This is a genomic window from Streptomyces sp. NPDC047525, from assembly GCF_040643025.1.
Classification (GTDB): domain Bacteria; phylum Actinomycetota; class Actinomycetes; order Streptomycetales; family Streptomycetaceae; genus Streptomyces; species Streptomyces durmitorensis.
In genome coordinates, this window is record NZ_JBEYTL010000029.1 from 35,778 (window position 1) to 51,253 (window position 15,476).

Below are 15,476 nucleotides of genomic sequence, written 5' to 3' on the forward strand. Positions count from 1 at the left end.
GTGGCACCGCTGTTAACCTGCGCCCATGATCAAGGGGAGATCGCGCGGTCGAATAGCTCACATGGCGGGGGCCAACAGGTCAGAGCGTGTGCTGATCCTGGCCAGCTTCGTGAACCGAGTCGGCAACGGGCTCTTCAACACGGCGGCGGCGCTCTACTTCACGCTGGTCGTGGATCTACCGGCGGTGCAGGTGGGTGCTGCCCTCACTGTTGCCGGACTGATCGGCCTGCTCGCGGGGATACCGGGAGGTCACCTGGCCGATCGACGTGGGCCGCGCACGATCATGATGCTCGCCCTGGCGGTTCAGGCAGCGGCGATGTCCGCTCTCGTGTGGGTCGAGAGCTGGGCTGCGCTCACCATCATCGCCACCGTCGACCAGCTTGCCGCAGCCGCGGCCGGCGCGGCCTGGGGAGCCCTCGTGGTCCGGGTCGGCACCGACCGGCCGGCGCTGTTCAGGGCGAAGCTCCGTACTTACGTCAACTTGGGCGTCGTCCTGGGAACGGTGGGCGCCGGCTTTGCGGTGACAGCGAATACGCGTACCGCGTACGGCGTGCTGATCCTCGGCAACGCGGCCAGCTTCGCCCTGTGCGCCCTGCTCCTGTTCCTGCTCCCCAACTACAGAGCCTTGGCGTCACCGCCGCAGCAGCGCCGCTGGATCGCTCTCACCGACCGGCCGTTCGTGGCCTTCACCGCCCTCTACGGCGCGATGGGGCTGCAGTACCCGGTCGTGTCCCTGCTCCTGCCGATCTGGATCTCGTCGCACACGGACGCACCGCGCTGGACCGTGGCCGCGGTATCCGCGATCAATGCGGGAGTCTGCGTCCTCTTGCAGACCAGAATCGGATCCCGCATCGAAACCCCTCGCGACGGCGGCAGAGCGTTCCGCACGGCAGGGCTCCTCTTCCTCCTCAGCTGTCCGATGATGGCCCTGAGCGCGCACACTCCCGTGTGGGCGGCCGCCGGCCTCGTGGTCGCGGCGATCTTCGTCCACAGCCTCGGAGAGATATGGGAGTCCTCGGCCGGCTTCGCCCTTGGCTTCGGCCTGGCACCAGACCATGCCCAAGGCCAGTACCAAGGGCTTCTCGGGCTCGGCTTCAGCGCAGGCCAGGCACTCGCCCCTGCCATCCTCACCACCGTCGTCCTTGGCCTCGGCACGGCCGGCTGGCTGCTCCTCGGCGCGTTCTTCGCCGCCCTGGGCGCCGTTGGCCCATCGATTGAACGCTGGGGCACGCGAACCCGTTCTCGACAGGAAGCTGAAGTCGCGGGATCGAGCACAGCGGCCGGAGGCAGTCGCCTCTAACCTGCATCGGGTGATGACAGCCGATGATGTGTTGCTCGTCCTGGCCCTGTTGCGGCGAGCGAAAGCCGATGTCTGGATCGGTGGGGGATGGGGGATCGACGCTCTGCTCGGCGAGCAGACCCGGGATCACCGGGACCTGGACCTGATACACCGGCAGGACCAGGAAGCCGCTGTGTTGGCGGCGCTCTCGGGGGAAGGCTTCGTCGAGAGCCTGGACTTCAGGCCCATCCGATTCGTCATGACGGCTCCGGACGGGCGAGAGATCGACCTTCACCCGCTGGTCTTCTCCGACGACGGCTCAGCAGTGCAGGCGTCACCCGATCCGCAGAGCCCTTTCGTCTATCCCTCCGCATGCTTCGTGACGGGCGACGTCCAGGGGACGTCCGTCCCCTGCTTGTCCGCCGAGCAGCAGGTCTACTTCCACCAGGGATACGAACCATCAGAGCGCGACCGGCACGACATGGCGCAGCTGCGCCGCGTATTCGGGATCGCCACGCACTTTTGACGCGGCCTCGACGAGGTCTGGTCAGGGTTTCAACGCAACCGCGCCGAACTGCGGCAGTACGGAAGCGGAGTTGGGCTCAGCGCGCCATTGCGAGCACGACACAAGGCCGGGGGTGACGAGGTTCAGGCCGTCGAAGAAGGAGCTGATCTCTGCGCGGCTGCGTGCGGTGATCGGCGGGGTGGCGTTCTCGTTCCAGAACTTCATGGCCTCGACGTTGCCCTCGCCACCGAGATCGGTGTCGGTGGTGGGGTGTGTCAGGGCGAGATAGCTGCCTGAGGGGACGGAATCCATGATGCGGCGCACGATGTGCCGTGCCTCGTCCGTGTCGAGAACGAAGTTGAGGATGCCCAGCATCATGACCGCGACGGGCCGGTCGAGGTCGAGGGCAGCCGACGCGCCCTCCACGACGCCGTCCGGGTGGTGGACATCGGCGTCGATGTAGGCGGTTGCTCCCTGCGGAGTACCGGTCAGCAGACTGCGGGCGTGGACCAGCACGATGGGGTCGTTGTCGACGTAGACGATCCGGGACTCGGGGGCGATCCGTTGGGCGATCTCGTGGGTGTTGTCCAGGGTCGGCAGTCCGGTGCCGATGTCCAGGAACTGTCGCACTCCGCAGTCGGCGGTCAGGAAGCGGACCGAGCGGCTGAGGAACTGGCGGTCGGCGCGGGCCACGTCCCGGATCACCGGGAACATCGTGGCGACCTGGTCACCGACTTGCTGGTCGACCTCGTAGTTGTCCTTGCCGCCGATCCAATAGTTCCACACGCGTGCGTTGTGCGCGACTCCGGTGTTCAGCCTGCCCGACACGTCCGACGGATGGTGCTGTCTCTCACTCACGTCTTCCCCTTCTCCCGCTCACCCGCGAGGTGTTCAGGGTGAGCAGCGCCGCGGCGGCAACGGAACGTGGTGCCATTGTGATGCACGTAGATCACGGCGTCCGGGTATTCGGCGTTCCCGAGGCTGAGGTCGAGTGGCGGACTCAGGTGCGGGGCGGCAGGACCTCGACGATCACGGCCGTGCCGACAGCAGGTCGAGCTTCGTGCATCGTGATCACGTCTCCGCACCTCAGATGTCTCCACTGTTCCGGGGCCAGGGGTGCAAGCCGGACATCGGCAGTCCCTCCCGGACCGAGCTCTGCCGCGAACTCCACCCAGAGCCTTGCGATCCTCAGGCCTGGGTCTCCGTCAGCGGTGCCGCCCCTGATGTCCCACAACGGCCTGAGCCGGCCGTCCCCGGAAAAGGCGCTCCGGCGTCCACCCTCCTCAGATCCCAGCAGGCTCAGCGTTGCCCGCACCGTGCCGTGCCGGACCTCCCACGCTCGCCACTGGCACCACCGGTGGCTGCGGTCGAGCATCATCTGCCGAGCGGCCTCGGCCAGAAACTCCCAGAACTCAACGGGCACGGGGCAGAGATCACCGATCTCGACGAGAAGGCCGAGCGCCATCTCCCACTCCTGGCGTGCGATGTCCTCACGGACATCCCCGACCGTCACGCCGTTCGGTGCCGCGGCACCTTCGGGCAAGAGGTCGACGGCCTGCCGAATGAGTGTGAACGCGTCATCCATGTGCTGCATTTTCCCTGGTTCCAGGCACCTCCTCCGCGCGTTCGGGACCAGCCGCCACGGAGGGTGACAGGGTGCGATGCCCGTCATCTCCGGGCAGAGTTGAGCGCGACGGTTATGCCAATGGTGCACGTGGTGGAAGACAGCTGAACTGACGCGAGGTGCTCTCGCGGAACCGGGGCGAACAATGTTCCGTACGCAGGCGGCCGACGACGGCGACGAGCTGCTTGCCAGGCTCGGGGCGCTGACTGCCCGGGCCCGGGAGCTCGCGGAGATGCAGCGCTCCCGGGTCGAGCTGGCAGTGGCCCTGCAGCGCGGCATGCTGCCCCACGACCTTCCGCAGCCCCCGGGCATTCGGCTGGCCGTGGGCTACATGCCCGCCAACCACGGACTCAACGTCGGGGGAGACTGGTACGACGCCTTCACCATGGCCGACGGCCGTATCGGCCTGTCCATCGGAGACGTGCAGGGGCACAACATCAAGGCCGCCGCGTTCATGGGGCAGGTCCGTGTGGGGCTGCGTGCGCTGGCCTCGGTCACGAGCGACCCGGGGGAACTGCTCGCGCGTACCAACGATCTCCTGGTTTCCCTGGGCGCTGACCTCTTCGCCACGTGTACTTTCCTCCGGCTCGATCCGGCCACCGGCGTCCTGGAGTGCGCTCGGGCCGGCCACATCCCCCACATCTGGGCCACGGCGGACGGCCGCTCCGGTGTCGACGAAGGAGAGTGCGGCCCCCCGCTCGGCGTACTCGAAGGCGCCGAGTACCCCGTGGTGTGCCACCGGCTCACCACGGGTGGTGTCGTCGTACTGCTGACCGACGGTGTGGTGGAGGGGCCGACACTGAGCCTCGATGAAGGCCTGCGCCGGGTGACGCGGCTCGCCGAGGTCACGGCCGCTGCCGGACTGGGCATCAACACTCTCGCAGGCGGTGTCATGCGGCTGGCGGACACGGTGGGGCATGAGGATGACGCCGCCGTCCTCATCGTCGGCCACGACGGCGGCGCCCCGTAGACGTGCCCACCGCACCCCGGAGGAGACAGGTGAGGGGGATGAGCGACCCCTGATGAATGCGGACGCCCCGGACACTGACGCGGGCGTTCGCATGGCCGAAATGGTCCGCCCGGTGTCTGATGGCTGCTGTGTTGGTGACCCGGCGGTTCCGGCTGTCCATGGAGGTAGTCCTCAAGACACTGACTGTTGCCGCCTGCTACTACGTGGCCGGGCGGCTGGGCCTGCTCGGTCGGCTCACCGTCGAAGGAGTGATCGTCACCCCCATTTGGCCGCCCACGGGCCTCGCCGTTGCCGCACTCCTTGTCTTCGGCGTGTCGGTCTGGCCCGGGATCGCCATCGGGTCGTTCCTCGTCATCGCGTCGCTCGCCACTCCGCAGCCCGCCACATTCATCACCGTCGCGGGCAACACCATCGCCCCGCTCTGCGCCTATCTGATGCTGCGAGCGGTCGGTTTCCGGCTCGGGATCTCGCGTGTGCGGGACGGCCTCGCCCTGGTCTTCCTCGGAGGGCTCGGCGCCATGCTGATCAGCGCCACGGCGGGGGTCGGGCCGCAGGTGGTGACCGGCGGACTGGCGACAGGGGAGTTCTGGTCCGTGTGGCTGGCCTGGTGGGTGGGCGATGCGATGGGCGTCCTGCTCATCACACCGCTCCTGCTCGTCCTTGCGGGAGCCGCCGGACCACTGAAACTGAGGCGCTGGAAGGAAATGCTGTGCCTCGGCCTCGTGTCCGTGATCGTCGTGCCCGTGGCCGTGCTCGGCGAATTGAGCCTGCTTTTCCTCGTCTTTCCGCTGCTCATCTGGGCGGCGCTGCGCTTCCAGCTGGCCGGGAGCATGCTGTGCGCGCTGTTCGCTTCCGTGCTCACCACGTTCGAGGCGAATACGCAGCACGGCGCCTTCCTCCACCTGTCGGCCATCGAGGTCATGACCAAACTCCAGGCGTTCAACGGTGCCACCGCGCTGACGGCGCTCCTGCTGTCCGCCATGGTCGCCGAACAACGCGCCACCCGACGATCGGTGCAGAGCGCCTGCCGGGAACTCGCCGAGGTGCTGGAGCACCTCGCCGCGGGGGAATCCCCGCCCGAACTGTCCGCCGGGGACGCCACCGGCCTCCGCACGGCCGACACGGCGTCGGGGGCCCACCGCGACCAAGGAAAGTAGCCGGGTCCGCTCCTGAGACATCGGCTGACGGCATGGCCGGGGTACGCGGGCGCCCGCCACGTACGCTGGCAGGTATGCGGATGCGTCCCACCCTGACCTGGGAGCCCACTGGCGGCCTGCTCCCGGCCGTGACCGACCTCGCGCGTGTCGTCGAGGCGGTGCGCGGGGGAGGGGTCGCGGTGCTGAGCGGGGCCGGGCTGTCCACCGAGTCAGGAATCCCGGACTACCGCGGGGAGAACGGCTCCCTGCGTCGGCACACCCCCATGACGTACCAGGAGTTCGTCGGCGCGGAGCAGGCCCGGCAGCGGTACTGGGCCCGCAGCCAGCTGGGGTGGAGGGCCATGACGCGGGCCCGCCCGAATGCCGGTCATCGTGCTGTGACCGCCTTGCTCGAAGCAGGCCTGCTCACCGGGGTGATCACACAGAACGTCGACGGGCTGCAGCAGTCCGCCGGGGCCCGGGACGTCATCGAACTCCATGGGAGCCTGAGCCGGGTCGTGTGCCTGGCCTGTGGGCAGAGCAGCTCCCGTTCAGACCTCGACCGCCGACTGCGTGAGGCCAATCCGCGGTTCGAGGCTGACGCCGAGCGGCACCGAGCGGCGCGGGTCAATCCGGACGGTGACGTGGAACTGCCCGACGAGGCGGTCCGTCAGTTCCGGGTGGTGGCGTGTTCGGCCTGTGGCGACGGGGTTCTCAAGCCCGATGTCGTGTTCTTCGGAGAGAACGTGCCCCCCGAGCGCGTTGCGGCATGCCGGGACCTCGTCGAGGAAGCTGCCGTTCTGCTCGTGCTCGGCTCCTCCCTCACCGTCATGTCCGGGCTGCGCTTCGTGCGCCAGGCGGCACAGTCCGGCACGCCGGTCCTGATCGTCAATCAGGGCCCGACCCGAGGTGACCGTTGGGCCACCCAGCGCGTCGCCCTGCCCCTCGGAGAGGCGCTGCCCGCCCTGGTGGCCCGGGTGTGTCCCTGAGGTCGAGAGGGTTCAGGCGTGGGTGGCCGCGGTGTCGAAGTGGGCCTGGGCTGTGAGGAGTTCGGACACGTCGGCGCCGGTGGGGAGTTCACGTGGGCGTGTGCTGCGGGTGAAGAGGCGGGCCGGGTTCTCGCCGCCGAGCGTGGCGCGGTCTTCCCGCACGCGCAGCCAGGACCCCTCCCGCAGGCCGAGCACGGGGACGTCGTTCTCCTCGAGGAATTCGGTGAGGCGCTCCTCGCGGGTCTCCCCCTTGTGAGTGGAGGCCGGGTCCGGGTCGAGGTAGTGCGGGTTGATCTGGAAGGGGACGAGGCCAAGGCACGCGAAGGAAGGGGGCTGCACGATGGGCATGTCGTTGGTGGTGCGCAGGGTGGGAGCGGCCATGTTCGTGCCGGCGCTGGCGCCCATGTAGGGCAGCCCGGCACGTACGGCGGTGCTCAGGGCGTCGCGCAGTCCGGTCCGGTAGAGCGCGCTCAGCAGGCGGAAGGAGTTGCCGCCGCCGACGAAGACCGCGTCGGCCTGTGCGAGTGCGGACAGCGGGTCGCCGTCCTCGTGCACGCCGCGGACGTCGATGCCGCACGGGGCGAGCGCGTCGCGGACCTTGGCCGTGTAGGCGTCGTGGTCGGCGAGGGCGTAAGGGACGAAGGCGAGGCGGGCGCGCTCGGGGAGGAATCCGGTGACGGTGTCGAGGACGTGGGCGAGGTAGCCGCGGCCGTGCTGGGTGGAGTTGGAGAGCAGCAGCAGGTTCGTCCGGGTCAACTCAGGCTCCTTGCAGGATATTTGGGCATTGGGGTGGTGGGCTGCTCGCGTGACGTGGGTGGCGACGGTGGCGGGCGGCCGTCGTGCGGCCTCTCGCTCAGGCGGTGTCGCCGCGCGGGCGCCGGGTGCGTTGCGGTGGGTGGGTGAGGCGCTTCTCCAGGAGCTGGGCGGCTCTGCGGAGGGCATCGAGGCGGCTGTCGGGGCCTTCGGGGAAGCGCTCCTTGGCTGCGCCGAGGCTGAGGCTTCCGTACGGTTCGCGGCCGAGGAAGACCGGTACGGCGACGGTGCCGATCCCGGCGTCGTACTCGCCGACGGTCCACGCATACCCCTGCGCGCGGATCTGCAGGAACTCGCGCTCCAGGTCGTCCGGGTCGGTGACCGTGCGGTCGGTGAAGCGGGCCATGGGGCGCCCGCGGAAGAGCCGGTTGCGCTGCTCGTCGGGCAGGAAGGCGTAGTACGACTTGCTGGTGGCACCGGCGTGCGCCGGATACAGCTCGCCGACCAGCGGGTAGTAGCGCAGCGGCCCCTCCTCGCCCTCGACGGCGGCGACGCAGCGCATGTGGAAGCTGTCGGGCAGGCAGAACAGGACGGTGTCGCCGGTGGTGGCGCGCAGCTCGTCCAGGACGGGTCCGGCGAGGAGTTCCAGGGACCCGGAGCGTTCCCAGAGGCGGCCGAGGCGCAGTACGGCGGGGCCGATCCGGTAGCGGCGGGTGACCGGGTCGGAGACCAGGAAGCCGCGCCCGGCGAGGGTGGAGAGCAGCCGCTGGGCGACGGAGGTGTCCCAGCCGAACTCGGCGGCGACCTCGGTCACGCCCCAGTCCGGCCGGGTCCGCTCGAAGGCGAGCAGCACGAGCAGGGCGCGGTCGACGGTCTGCAGGGCGCCGGCCGGGGTCTTCCGGTCGAGCGGGATGTCCTGGGGCATCGGCAGTCGCTCCTGGGTCGGTGGTTGCGGTGGTTGCGGTGGGGGAGGGGCGTGCGGGCCCCGGCGGGCGTACGAGCCGCTGTGCGGGTGCGGGTGTGTGCGGGGTCGGCCTCGGCCCCGGCATCTCACCATGCAGACCCTTATTGCAGATAACGGGAAACCATTGCCCACAACGCTAACGCATCCCGACTCTGGTCTCCGTACCGGTGCGGGGCCACCCGCCCGGCGTGCACGATCAGGAGAGGTCGCCCATGTTGAAGTACGTCCTGGACATCATGGATCTGCTGGATGATCCGGACGCCGACGGCAAGCGTGCCGTCGCGTACCTCGACTCGGCCGCGGGTCCAGGGGGATCGGGCGCCGAGGTCGCCACCGTCACCGGCGAGCGCGGCTCCACGGACTTCGTGCGCGTCCGGATCCCGGGGCGCTCGGGCCGCGCGGCAGGCGGCCCGGCCCGCACGCTCGGCGTCGTCGGCAGGCTCGGCGGCGTGGGCGCACGACCGGAGATCGCGGGCCTGGTCTCCGACGCGGACGGTGCCGTGGCCGCCCTGTCGGCCGCGGCCAAGCTGCTCGACATGCGTCGCCGCGGCGATGTGCTGGAGGGCGACGTCGTGATCGCCACCCACATCTGCCCCGACGCCCCCACCGCGCCGCACGACCCGGTCCCGTTCATGGACTCGCCGGTCGACATCGCCACCATGAACCGGCACGAGGTGATGGACGAGATGGAGGCCGTGCTCTCCATCGACACCACCAAGGGCAACCGGATCATCAACCACAAGGGCCTGGCCCTCTCGCCCACCGTCAAGGAGGGCTGGGTGCTGCGGGTCAGCGAGCAGCTCGGCGAGCTGCTCGCCGTGGTGACCGGTGAGCCGTTGGTCACATATCCCGTGACGAACCAGGACATCACGCCCTACGGTAACGGTGTACACCACATCAATTCGATCCTGCAGCCGGCCACCGCGACCTCCGCCCCGGTGGTGGGCCTCGCGGTCACCTCGGCCGCGGCGGTTCCCGGCTGCCAGACGGGCGCGAGTCACGAGACCGATATCGCGGCCGCCGCCCGGTTCGCCGTCGAGACCGCGAAGGCCTTCGGCGGCGGCCGACTCGACTTCCACGATGTGGCGGAGTTCGACAACCTCGTCAACCGTTACGGCTCGCTGGCGCACCTGCAGACCTTCGGCCACGCATCCAGGGAGTCGTGATGGCAGCCCCCTCCGCCGCCGAAACGGGCGGCAAGCAGATCGGCAGCGACGACTACGCGCTGTCCCGCGTCCCGCGCGACAAGCGCCTCGGCTTCTGGACGATGCTGCTCCAGTGGCTCGCCCAGTCCGGCTCGATCTCCCAGTTCACGCTGGGCGCCACCATCGGCGTCGGCATGACCTTCGGGGACGCGTTCCTCGCCTTCACGCTCGGTGCGGTCGTGCTCGAGGTCGTGATCTTCGCGATCGGCCTCGCGGGGATGCGCGAGGGCCTTGCCACTCCGCTCCTGACCCGCTGGGTGGGCTTCGGGCGCAACGGTTCCGCACTGGTCAGCTTCGTGATCGCGGTCAGCCTCGTCGGCTGGTTCGGCGTGCAGAACTCGATCTTCGGGAACAGCGTGTCGGCCTTGGTGGGCGGACCCTCGTGGCTGTGGTGCGTGGTCGCCGGTGTGGCCATCACCGCCCTGGTCATCTTCGGCTTCAAGTACATGGCGATCTTCGCCAAGATCGTGACACCGCTGTTCTTCGCCATGGTCGCCTGGTCGGTGACCAACGCCCTCATGGACCACTCCGTCGCCGACCTCGTCAGCTCGCCCCCGCCCGGTGAGACCATCCCGCTCGCCGTCGCCGCCACGGCCATCGCGGGCGGCTTCATGACCGGTGCGATCGTCGCCCCCGAGATGACCCGCTACAACAAGAAGGGCTCGCACGTCTTTCTGCAGAGCGCCTCGTCGATGATCCTCTCCGAGTACATCGTCGGCATGACAGGCGTGCTGCTCGGCCACATGGTCAAGAGCAGCGAAGTCTCGCACATCGTGCTCTCCACCTCCGGTGCCTTCGGTGTCCTGGTCGTCCTCATGTCGACGGCGAAGATCAACGACTGGAATCTGTACGGCTCTTCCCTCGGCGTCGTCAACTTCTTCCAGGTCGTCTTCGGCAAGCGCCTGCACCGCGGCGTCGTCACCATCATGCTCGGCCTGGCCGGCACGCTGCTGTCGGCGGTCGGCATCATGACCCACTTCACCGAGTTCCTGTCGGTGCTCGGCGTGGCCATCCCGCCCATCGGTGGCATCATCGTCGCGGAGTACTGGGTGGTGCGGCGGATGTGCAAGCCCCTCGACGACACCCGTGAGGCCCAGACCCTGCCCACCACCTCGCCGACCTGGGTGCCGATGTCACTGGTGATCTGGGCACTGGCCTTCTGCGTCGGCAAGTTCTACGACGGCGGCATCCCCGCCCTGAACTCGCTGGCCACCGCGTTCATCCTCTACTCCGTGCTCGGGCTGCTCGGCTGGATCAGGACGTACGGCACCACGACCCTGGACGACGAGGCCACACCCGCCCCCGCCGCCCGCACGTCCGAGACCGTAGGAGCGGCATGAGCACCCCCGGCACCCCTGTTCCCGACGCGGCCATGAGCACCATCCCAGCCTCCGAGGAGGCGCAGACAGAGGTCATCGATCTCTGCGCGGAGCTGATCCGCTTCGACACCTCCAACCCCACCAGCGACGAACGGGCCTGCGCCGACTGGGTCGTGGCGCGCCTTTCCGATGCGGGCATCGAATCGACGCTCGTCGAGAGCGCACCGGGACGGGCCAACGTCATCGCCCGTATCCCCGGCACGGATCCCACCAGGGGCGCCCTCCTCGTCCACGGCCACCTCGACGTCGTACCGGCCGATGCGACCGAATGGCAGGTGCCGCCCTTCTCCGGCGAAATCCACGACGGGTACCTGTGGGGCCGCGGCGCGATCGACATGAAGGACACGGTGGCCGTGATGCTGGCCACCGCGCGGCACTTCGCGCGCACCGGAACCCCGCCGGCCCGCGAGATCGTGCTCGCCTTCCTCGCCGACGAGGAGGCGGGCGGCAAGTTCGGCGCGCACTGGCTGGTCGAGCACCGGCCCGAGCTGTTCGCGGGCGTCACCGAGGCGATCGGCGAGGGCGGCGGCTTCAGCTACGCCCTCGACGACACACGGCGCCTCTACCCGATCGAGAACGCCCAGCGCGGCATGGCCTGGATGGAGCTCACGGCGAACGGCCGTGCCGGGCACGGATCCTCGCCCAACGACGAGAACGCGGTCACCGACCTCGCCGAGTCACTGACCCGCATCGGCCGGCACACCCACCCGGTGCGGCTGATCGAGCCGGTACACGCCCTGCTCGCCAAGGCAGCCGAACTCCTGGGTGTGGAGATCGACTTCGAGGCTCTCGACACCCTGGACCAGGAGGCCGTCGACAAGGAACTGGCCAAGCTCGGTCATGTCGCCGACTTCATGCAGGTGGTGCTCCGCAACTCGGCGAACCCCACCATGTTCTCTGGCGGCTACCAGACGAACGTCATCCCCGGGAAGGCGACGGCCCGCGTGGACGGCCGCTTCCTTCCCGGTCACGAGCAGGAACTCATCGACACCATCGACGCGTTGCTGCTGCCCTCCGTCTCCCGCCGGTGGGTCAATCACGACATCGCCATGGAAACCTCCTTCGACGGCCCGCTCGTCGACGCCATGTGCGCGGCGGTGCGCGCCGAGGACCCGGACGGACACCCGGTGCCGTACTGCAACCCGGGTGGAACCGACGCGAAGGCCTTCACCAAGCTGGACATCCGGTGCTTCGGCTTCAAGGGCCTGAAGCTCCCGCACGACTTGGACTACGGCCGTCTTTTCCACGGGGTCGACGAGCGGGTGCCGCTCGAAGGGCTGCGGTTCGGGGTGCGGGTGATGACCCGCCTCTGGCAGAGCTGCTGACCCTCCCGCGCCCGGCCCCGCCGCCACGCCGGCGCCGGGCACGCTCGGCGCCGTATGCCCAGTGACGGTTCGTAGCAGTTCCCCTCGCTCCTTGTGCAATGCGGCGCACGACCCGTGATCTCCCGCGCCTCTAGCCTCGCCGCAGCGGCGCGACAACGAGAACGAGCGAGGGGCGAGGCCTGTGAACTGGCTGATCCATGACTACCGCGAGAGCGATCTCGCCGCGGTGGTCCACCTGATGGACACCACGGCCGAGCTCGGCCAGGAATCCGTCTTCTCCGTGGCGGAGTGCATCAGTGCCCTGACGTCCCGGCAGCCGGGCGTCGTAGCCGTCCACCAGGGCGTACCCATCGGAACGGCGCTCGCCTGTGTGGCGGGAGAGCGGGCCTGGGTGATGCGGATCGCGATTGCCCCGGCCTGGCGCGGGCGTGGCCTGGCCAGCGCGCTCCTGGTCGAGCTCGAGCGCCGCCTGGTCGCCGCGCGGGTCGGCCGGATCGCTTATGTCCTGCCGGAGGAGGAGTTGTTCGGCGACGGACTCCTCAACGCGGGCTACACCCGCCGGCCTGCTGTGGCCTACTTCGAGAAGGTCGAGCCGGTGCACGGGCCCGCCGCCAGCCTTCTCGACGACCTCGGCGGCCGACTGCTGCCCGGCGACCTGTGGGACAAGGTCGTCGGCATGGAGCGCGAGAAGGACCTGATCGAACGGCGGATCGTGCTTCCGCTCGCCGAGCCGGAGCGTGCGGCACGACACGGTGTGCGCCCGCCACGGGCGGTGGGCCTGTTCGGCCCGCCGGGTACCGGCAAGACGACCTTCGCGCGCGCGATCGCCTCGCGGCTCGGCTGGCCGTTCGTGGAGATCCTGCCCTCCCGGCTGGCCGACGGAGGCAATCTGGCGGCGGCGCTGCGCTCCGCGTTCGCAGCGATCGCCGAACTGGAACGGGTGCTGGTCTTCATCGACGAGGTCGAGGAGATCGCCCCGGTCCGCCGGGAACCGGCACAGCCCGGCGGGATGCACGGGGTGACCAACGAGCTGCTCAAGATCATCCCCGGTTTCCGGGAGCGCGACGAGCGGCTCCTGGTCTGTGCGACGAACTCGATCCGCTCCCTGGACCCGGCCTTCCTGCGCCCCGGTCGCTTCGACTACCTGATCCCGATCGGTACGCCGGACAAGGCGGCCCGGGCGGCGATCTGGACCCGTTACACCGATGGCCGGCCGGAGGTGAACGTCGACGAACTGGTCGCGGCGAGCGACCTGTTCACGCCCGCCGACATCGAGCACGCCGCCCGGATCGCCGCCCAGAACTCCTTCGAGCGCGATCTGGTCTCGGCCGGCGGGCAGACGGCCGCCCAGGAGCCGATGCCGGGCGCGAGCACGGCGGACTACCTGGAGGCCATCGGCCAGTGCCGTCCTACGGTGACGCCTCAGATGATCAACCAGTTCGAGTCGGACATCACCACACACGCCCGCTTCTGACGGGGCCGCACGCCGCATCCGGTCAGTAACCAACTGAGTTCGTCGCGAATGCGGCGGGAGGCCTATGTGGGGCAGTGGCTGCCCGAGCCGGTCGTCGTGTCCACCGACTACCGGCGTGCGAAGCGGTCCACCCAGTACGCCGTCCGCTCCAGGTAGGCGCTCTCCGCCGCCTCACCCGTCTTTCCGTACGCTCCTTCGAAGGTCAGGTAGCCGTGACCGGCCGGCGGTGAACTGTCGGCGGGCTCGATGGAACTCCCCTCGTGCCACTCGTTGAAGGACGTCACCGACACCCAGGCGGGCGAGCCGCCGATGGCCGGGTCCAGGGCGTTGTCCCACTGCTTGTCGTACGCCGCTCCGTCCGCGCGGTCGAGCGTGGGAGTCGTGTTGCCCGGGACCGCCCGGTCGTCGATGTAGCCGGGAGCGACCGAAGGGGCCCAGATCAAGTCGTGGGCACGGGCGTAGTCGCCGGCCTGTTTCCAGCCGGGGGCGGTGGCGCCCGCGATCCCGTCGTACGTGTACATCCCCGAGAAGCGGGCGATCTTCGTGGTGTCGGTCGTCTGGGCGAGCACGATGCTGCTGTCCGTCACCTCGTCGAGCGCGGCCCAGTCGGTGATGCGCAGGCTCTCGAAGACATAGAACGCCGGTCTGTCGCCGTGCTCGGCGGAACGGTAGAAGGCGGGATGGCCGCCGTAGGTGTCGTTGATGTACTGGATGTCGGACACCGTGGAGGCCGCGGTACGCCCCGCGTACGGCTCCAGGTGCCAGGCCACCTTGATGCCTTCCCTGGCCGCCGCGTCCAGGACGCCCTTGGCGAGCCGGTCCTCGTAACCGTCACGGCCCCACCAGCTGTAGACGATGACCCCGGCGCCGGATTCCTTCACCCACTTCATGTGCTGGGCGACGGCACCCTCCATGTCCCCGGAGTCGTACGGGCCGAGTGCCGGGTAGTAGTCGGCGCCGACGCCGTCGGGCGGGGTGTGGCCGCCCTGGGGCCAGTGGCGCCAACTCCCGTTCACGGCAGGGTTTCCGTACCACGGGTAGTAGAAGAGGTGGACGTTCTGCGATCCCTCCGCCGTGCCGCCTCCCGCATCCGGCGCGCAGCCGCCGGGCGCCTGCCCAGCCGCGTAGCGGACCGCGCCGAGCAGCAGGGTGCGGAAGTCGGGGTCGGCGTACGACTCGGCGGTGTGACCGAGGCCCGTGTAGAAGGAACGGCCCTGTCCCTGCGCGTGGCACCAGGTGATGGGGTGGTCGCCCGCCATCTCCCCGCCGCTGTAGGACGATTCGTCCAGGCTCTGCAGGACGTGCACGTCGGAGCGGGGGTTGGTGCGGTAGTTGTACCACTCGTCGGTGCGGGACCAGGTGGCCCCGAGGTGCGAGGTCGCCGGGTGGGTGCGGTCCTCGTTGACCACGGTGGCCTGCTGAATGGCGGGATGGCTCTTGAACCAGGCCCCGACGAGCTGCCCGTAGTACGGCCAGTCGTACTCGGTGTCGGCCGCCGCGTGCACCCCGACATAGCCTCCGCCGGAGTCGACGTACGACTGCAGGGCATCCTGCTGGGCGCTGTCGAGGACATCGCCCGTGGTGCTGAGGAAGACCACGGCCTCGTACCCGGAGAGCTTGTCCGGGCTGAAGACCGTGGCGTCCTCGGTGGCCGTGACGGTGAAGCCCTGTTCCTGGCCGAGGCCGCGCAGGGCCTCGATGCCGGCCGGGATCGAGTCGTGGCGGAAGCCCGCCGTCTTGGAGAAGACCAGGACGTCATAGGACGCGGCCTTCGCGGACCCGGTTGCCGTGATCGGCACCGTGAGGACGGCGGCCAGTGCGAGGGCGAGAACGGCGGGTGCGCGGCGCAGCCGCCTCAGCGCTCTGCTCATGC

At 69.4% G+C, this 15,476-nt stretch carries 14 protein-coding genes; 9 read left to right on the top strand and 5 right to left on the bottom strand.

What is annotated here, in order from left to right; all coding sequences use genetic code 11:
- Positions 1–61 precede the first annotated feature (61 nt).
- Both ABZ833_RS43290 and ABZ833_RS43295 read left to right on the top strand, forming a co-directional pair.
- On the top strand, positions 62–1,300 hold the full coding sequence (locus ABZ833_RS43290) for an MFS transporter (protein WP_361059009.1): 1,239 nt from the start codon (positions 62–64) through the stop codon (positions 1,298–1,300).
- Positions 1,301–1,313: 13 nt separating this feature from the next.
- Positions 1,314–1,805, top strand: coding sequence for an amino acid transporter (locus tag ABZ833_RS43295; RefSeq protein ID WP_361059011.1), 492 nt, complete (start codon positions 1,314–1,316; stop codon positions 1,803–1,805).
- 21 nt (positions 1,806–1,826) lie between these two features.
- Here the strand turns inward: ABZ833_RS43295 and ABZ833_RS43300 are convergent, their stop codons facing one another.
- Together ABZ833_RS43300 and ABZ833_RS43305 are read right to left on the bottom strand one after the other, a co-directional pair.
- On the bottom strand, positions 1,827–2,642 hold the full coding sequence (locus tag ABZ833_RS43300) for an SAM-dependent methyltransferase (protein WP_361059013.1): 816 nt from the start codon (positions 2,640–2,642) through the stop codon (positions 1,827–1,829).
- 142 nt (positions 2,643–2,784) lie between these two features.
- Positions 2,785–3,378, bottom strand: a complete 594-nt coding sequence (locus ABZ833_RS43305; RefSeq protein WP_361059015.1) for a hypothetical protein — start codon at positions 3,376–3,378, stop codon at positions 2,785–2,787.
- A 175-nt stretch (positions 3,379–3,553) separates the two neighbouring features.
- On the opposite strand from ABZ833_RS43305, the gene ABZ833_RS43310 reads away from it, so the two are divergent.
- The 3 genes from ABZ833_RS43310 to ABZ833_RS43320 all read left to right on the top strand — a co-directional run bounded on the left by ABZ833_RS43310 (position 3,554) and on the right by ABZ833_RS43320 (position 6,503).
- The gene (locus ABZ833_RS43310) at positions 3,554–4,378 is read left to right on the top strand and encodes a PP2C family protein-serine/threonine phosphatase (RefSeq protein ID WP_361059016.1); all 825 of its coding nucleotides are present in this window, start codon (positions 3,554–3,556) and stop codon (positions 4,376–4,378) included.
- A 119-nt stretch (positions 4,379–4,497) separates the two neighbouring features.
- Positions 4,498–5,535, top strand: a complete 1,038-nt coding sequence (locus tag ABZ833_RS43315) for an MASE1 domain-containing protein (protein ID WP_361059018.1) — start codon at positions 4,498–4,500, stop codon at positions 5,533–5,535.
- A gap of 74 nt (positions 5,536–5,609) precedes the next feature.
- Positions 5,610–6,503, top strand: coding sequence for an NAD-dependent protein deacetylase (locus ABZ833_RS43320; protein WP_361059020.1), 894 nt, complete (start codon positions 5,610–5,612; stop codon positions 6,501–6,503).
- Positions 6,504–6,515: 12 nt separating this feature from the next.
- Here ABZ833_RS43320 and pepE read toward each other — a convergent pair whose 3' ends face one another.
- On the bottom strand, positions 6,516–7,259 hold the full coding sequence (gene pepE, locus ABZ833_RS43325; protein ID WP_361059022.1) for a dipeptidase PepE: 744 nt from the start codon (positions 7,257–7,259) through the stop codon (positions 6,516–6,518).
- Positions 7,260–7,356: 97 nt separating this feature from the next.
- Entirely contained in the window at positions 7,357–8,181 is an 825-nt protein-coding gene (locus ABZ833_RS43330; RefSeq protein WP_361059024.1) for an IclR family transcriptional regulator, read from the bottom strand.
- A gap of 251 nt (positions 8,182–8,432) precedes the next feature.
- Between ABZ833_RS43330 and ABZ833_RS43335 the strand changes: the two genes are divergently transcribed.
- The 4 genes from ABZ833_RS43335 (at position 8,433) to ABZ833_RS43350 (ending at position 13,603) form a co-directional block, all read left to right on the top strand.
- The gene (locus ABZ833_RS43335) at positions 8,433–9,386 is read left to right on the top strand and encodes a DUF1177 domain-containing protein (RefSeq protein WP_361059026.1); all 954 of its coding nucleotides are present in this window, start codon (positions 8,433–8,435) and stop codon (positions 9,384–9,386) included.
- Positions 9,386–10,765: a cytosine permease gene (locus ABZ833_RS43340; protein ID WP_361059027.1), complete on the top strand. Its 1,380-nt coding sequence runs from the start codon at positions 9,386–9,388 to the stop codon at positions 10,763–10,765. The genes ABZ833_RS43335 and ABZ833_RS43340 overlap by 1 nt, the downstream gene beginning before the upstream one ends.
- Entirely contained in the window at positions 10,762–12,129 is a 1,368-nt protein-coding gene (locus ABZ833_RS43345) for a M20/M25/M40 family metallo-hydrolase (protein ID WP_361059029.1), read from the top strand. Before ABZ833_RS43340 ends, ABZ833_RS43345 begins: the two co-directional genes overlap by 4 nt.
- A 181-nt stretch (positions 12,130–12,310) precedes the next feature.
- Positions 12,311–13,603: a bifunctional GNAT family N-acetyltransferase/ATP-binding protein gene (locus tag ABZ833_RS43350; protein ID WP_361059031.1), complete on the top strand. Its 1,293-nt coding sequence runs from the start codon at positions 12,311–12,313 to the stop codon at positions 13,601–13,603.
- 107 nt (positions 13,604–13,710) lie between these two features.
- Here ABZ833_RS43350 and ABZ833_RS43355 read toward each other — a convergent pair whose 3' ends face one another.
- On the bottom strand, positions 13,711–15,474 hold the full coding sequence (locus ABZ833_RS43355) for a ThuA domain-containing protein (protein ID WP_361059033.1): 1,764 nt from the start codon (positions 15,472–15,474) through the stop codon (positions 13,711–13,713).
- Between the last annotated feature and the right edge of the window lie 2 nt (positions 15,475–15,476).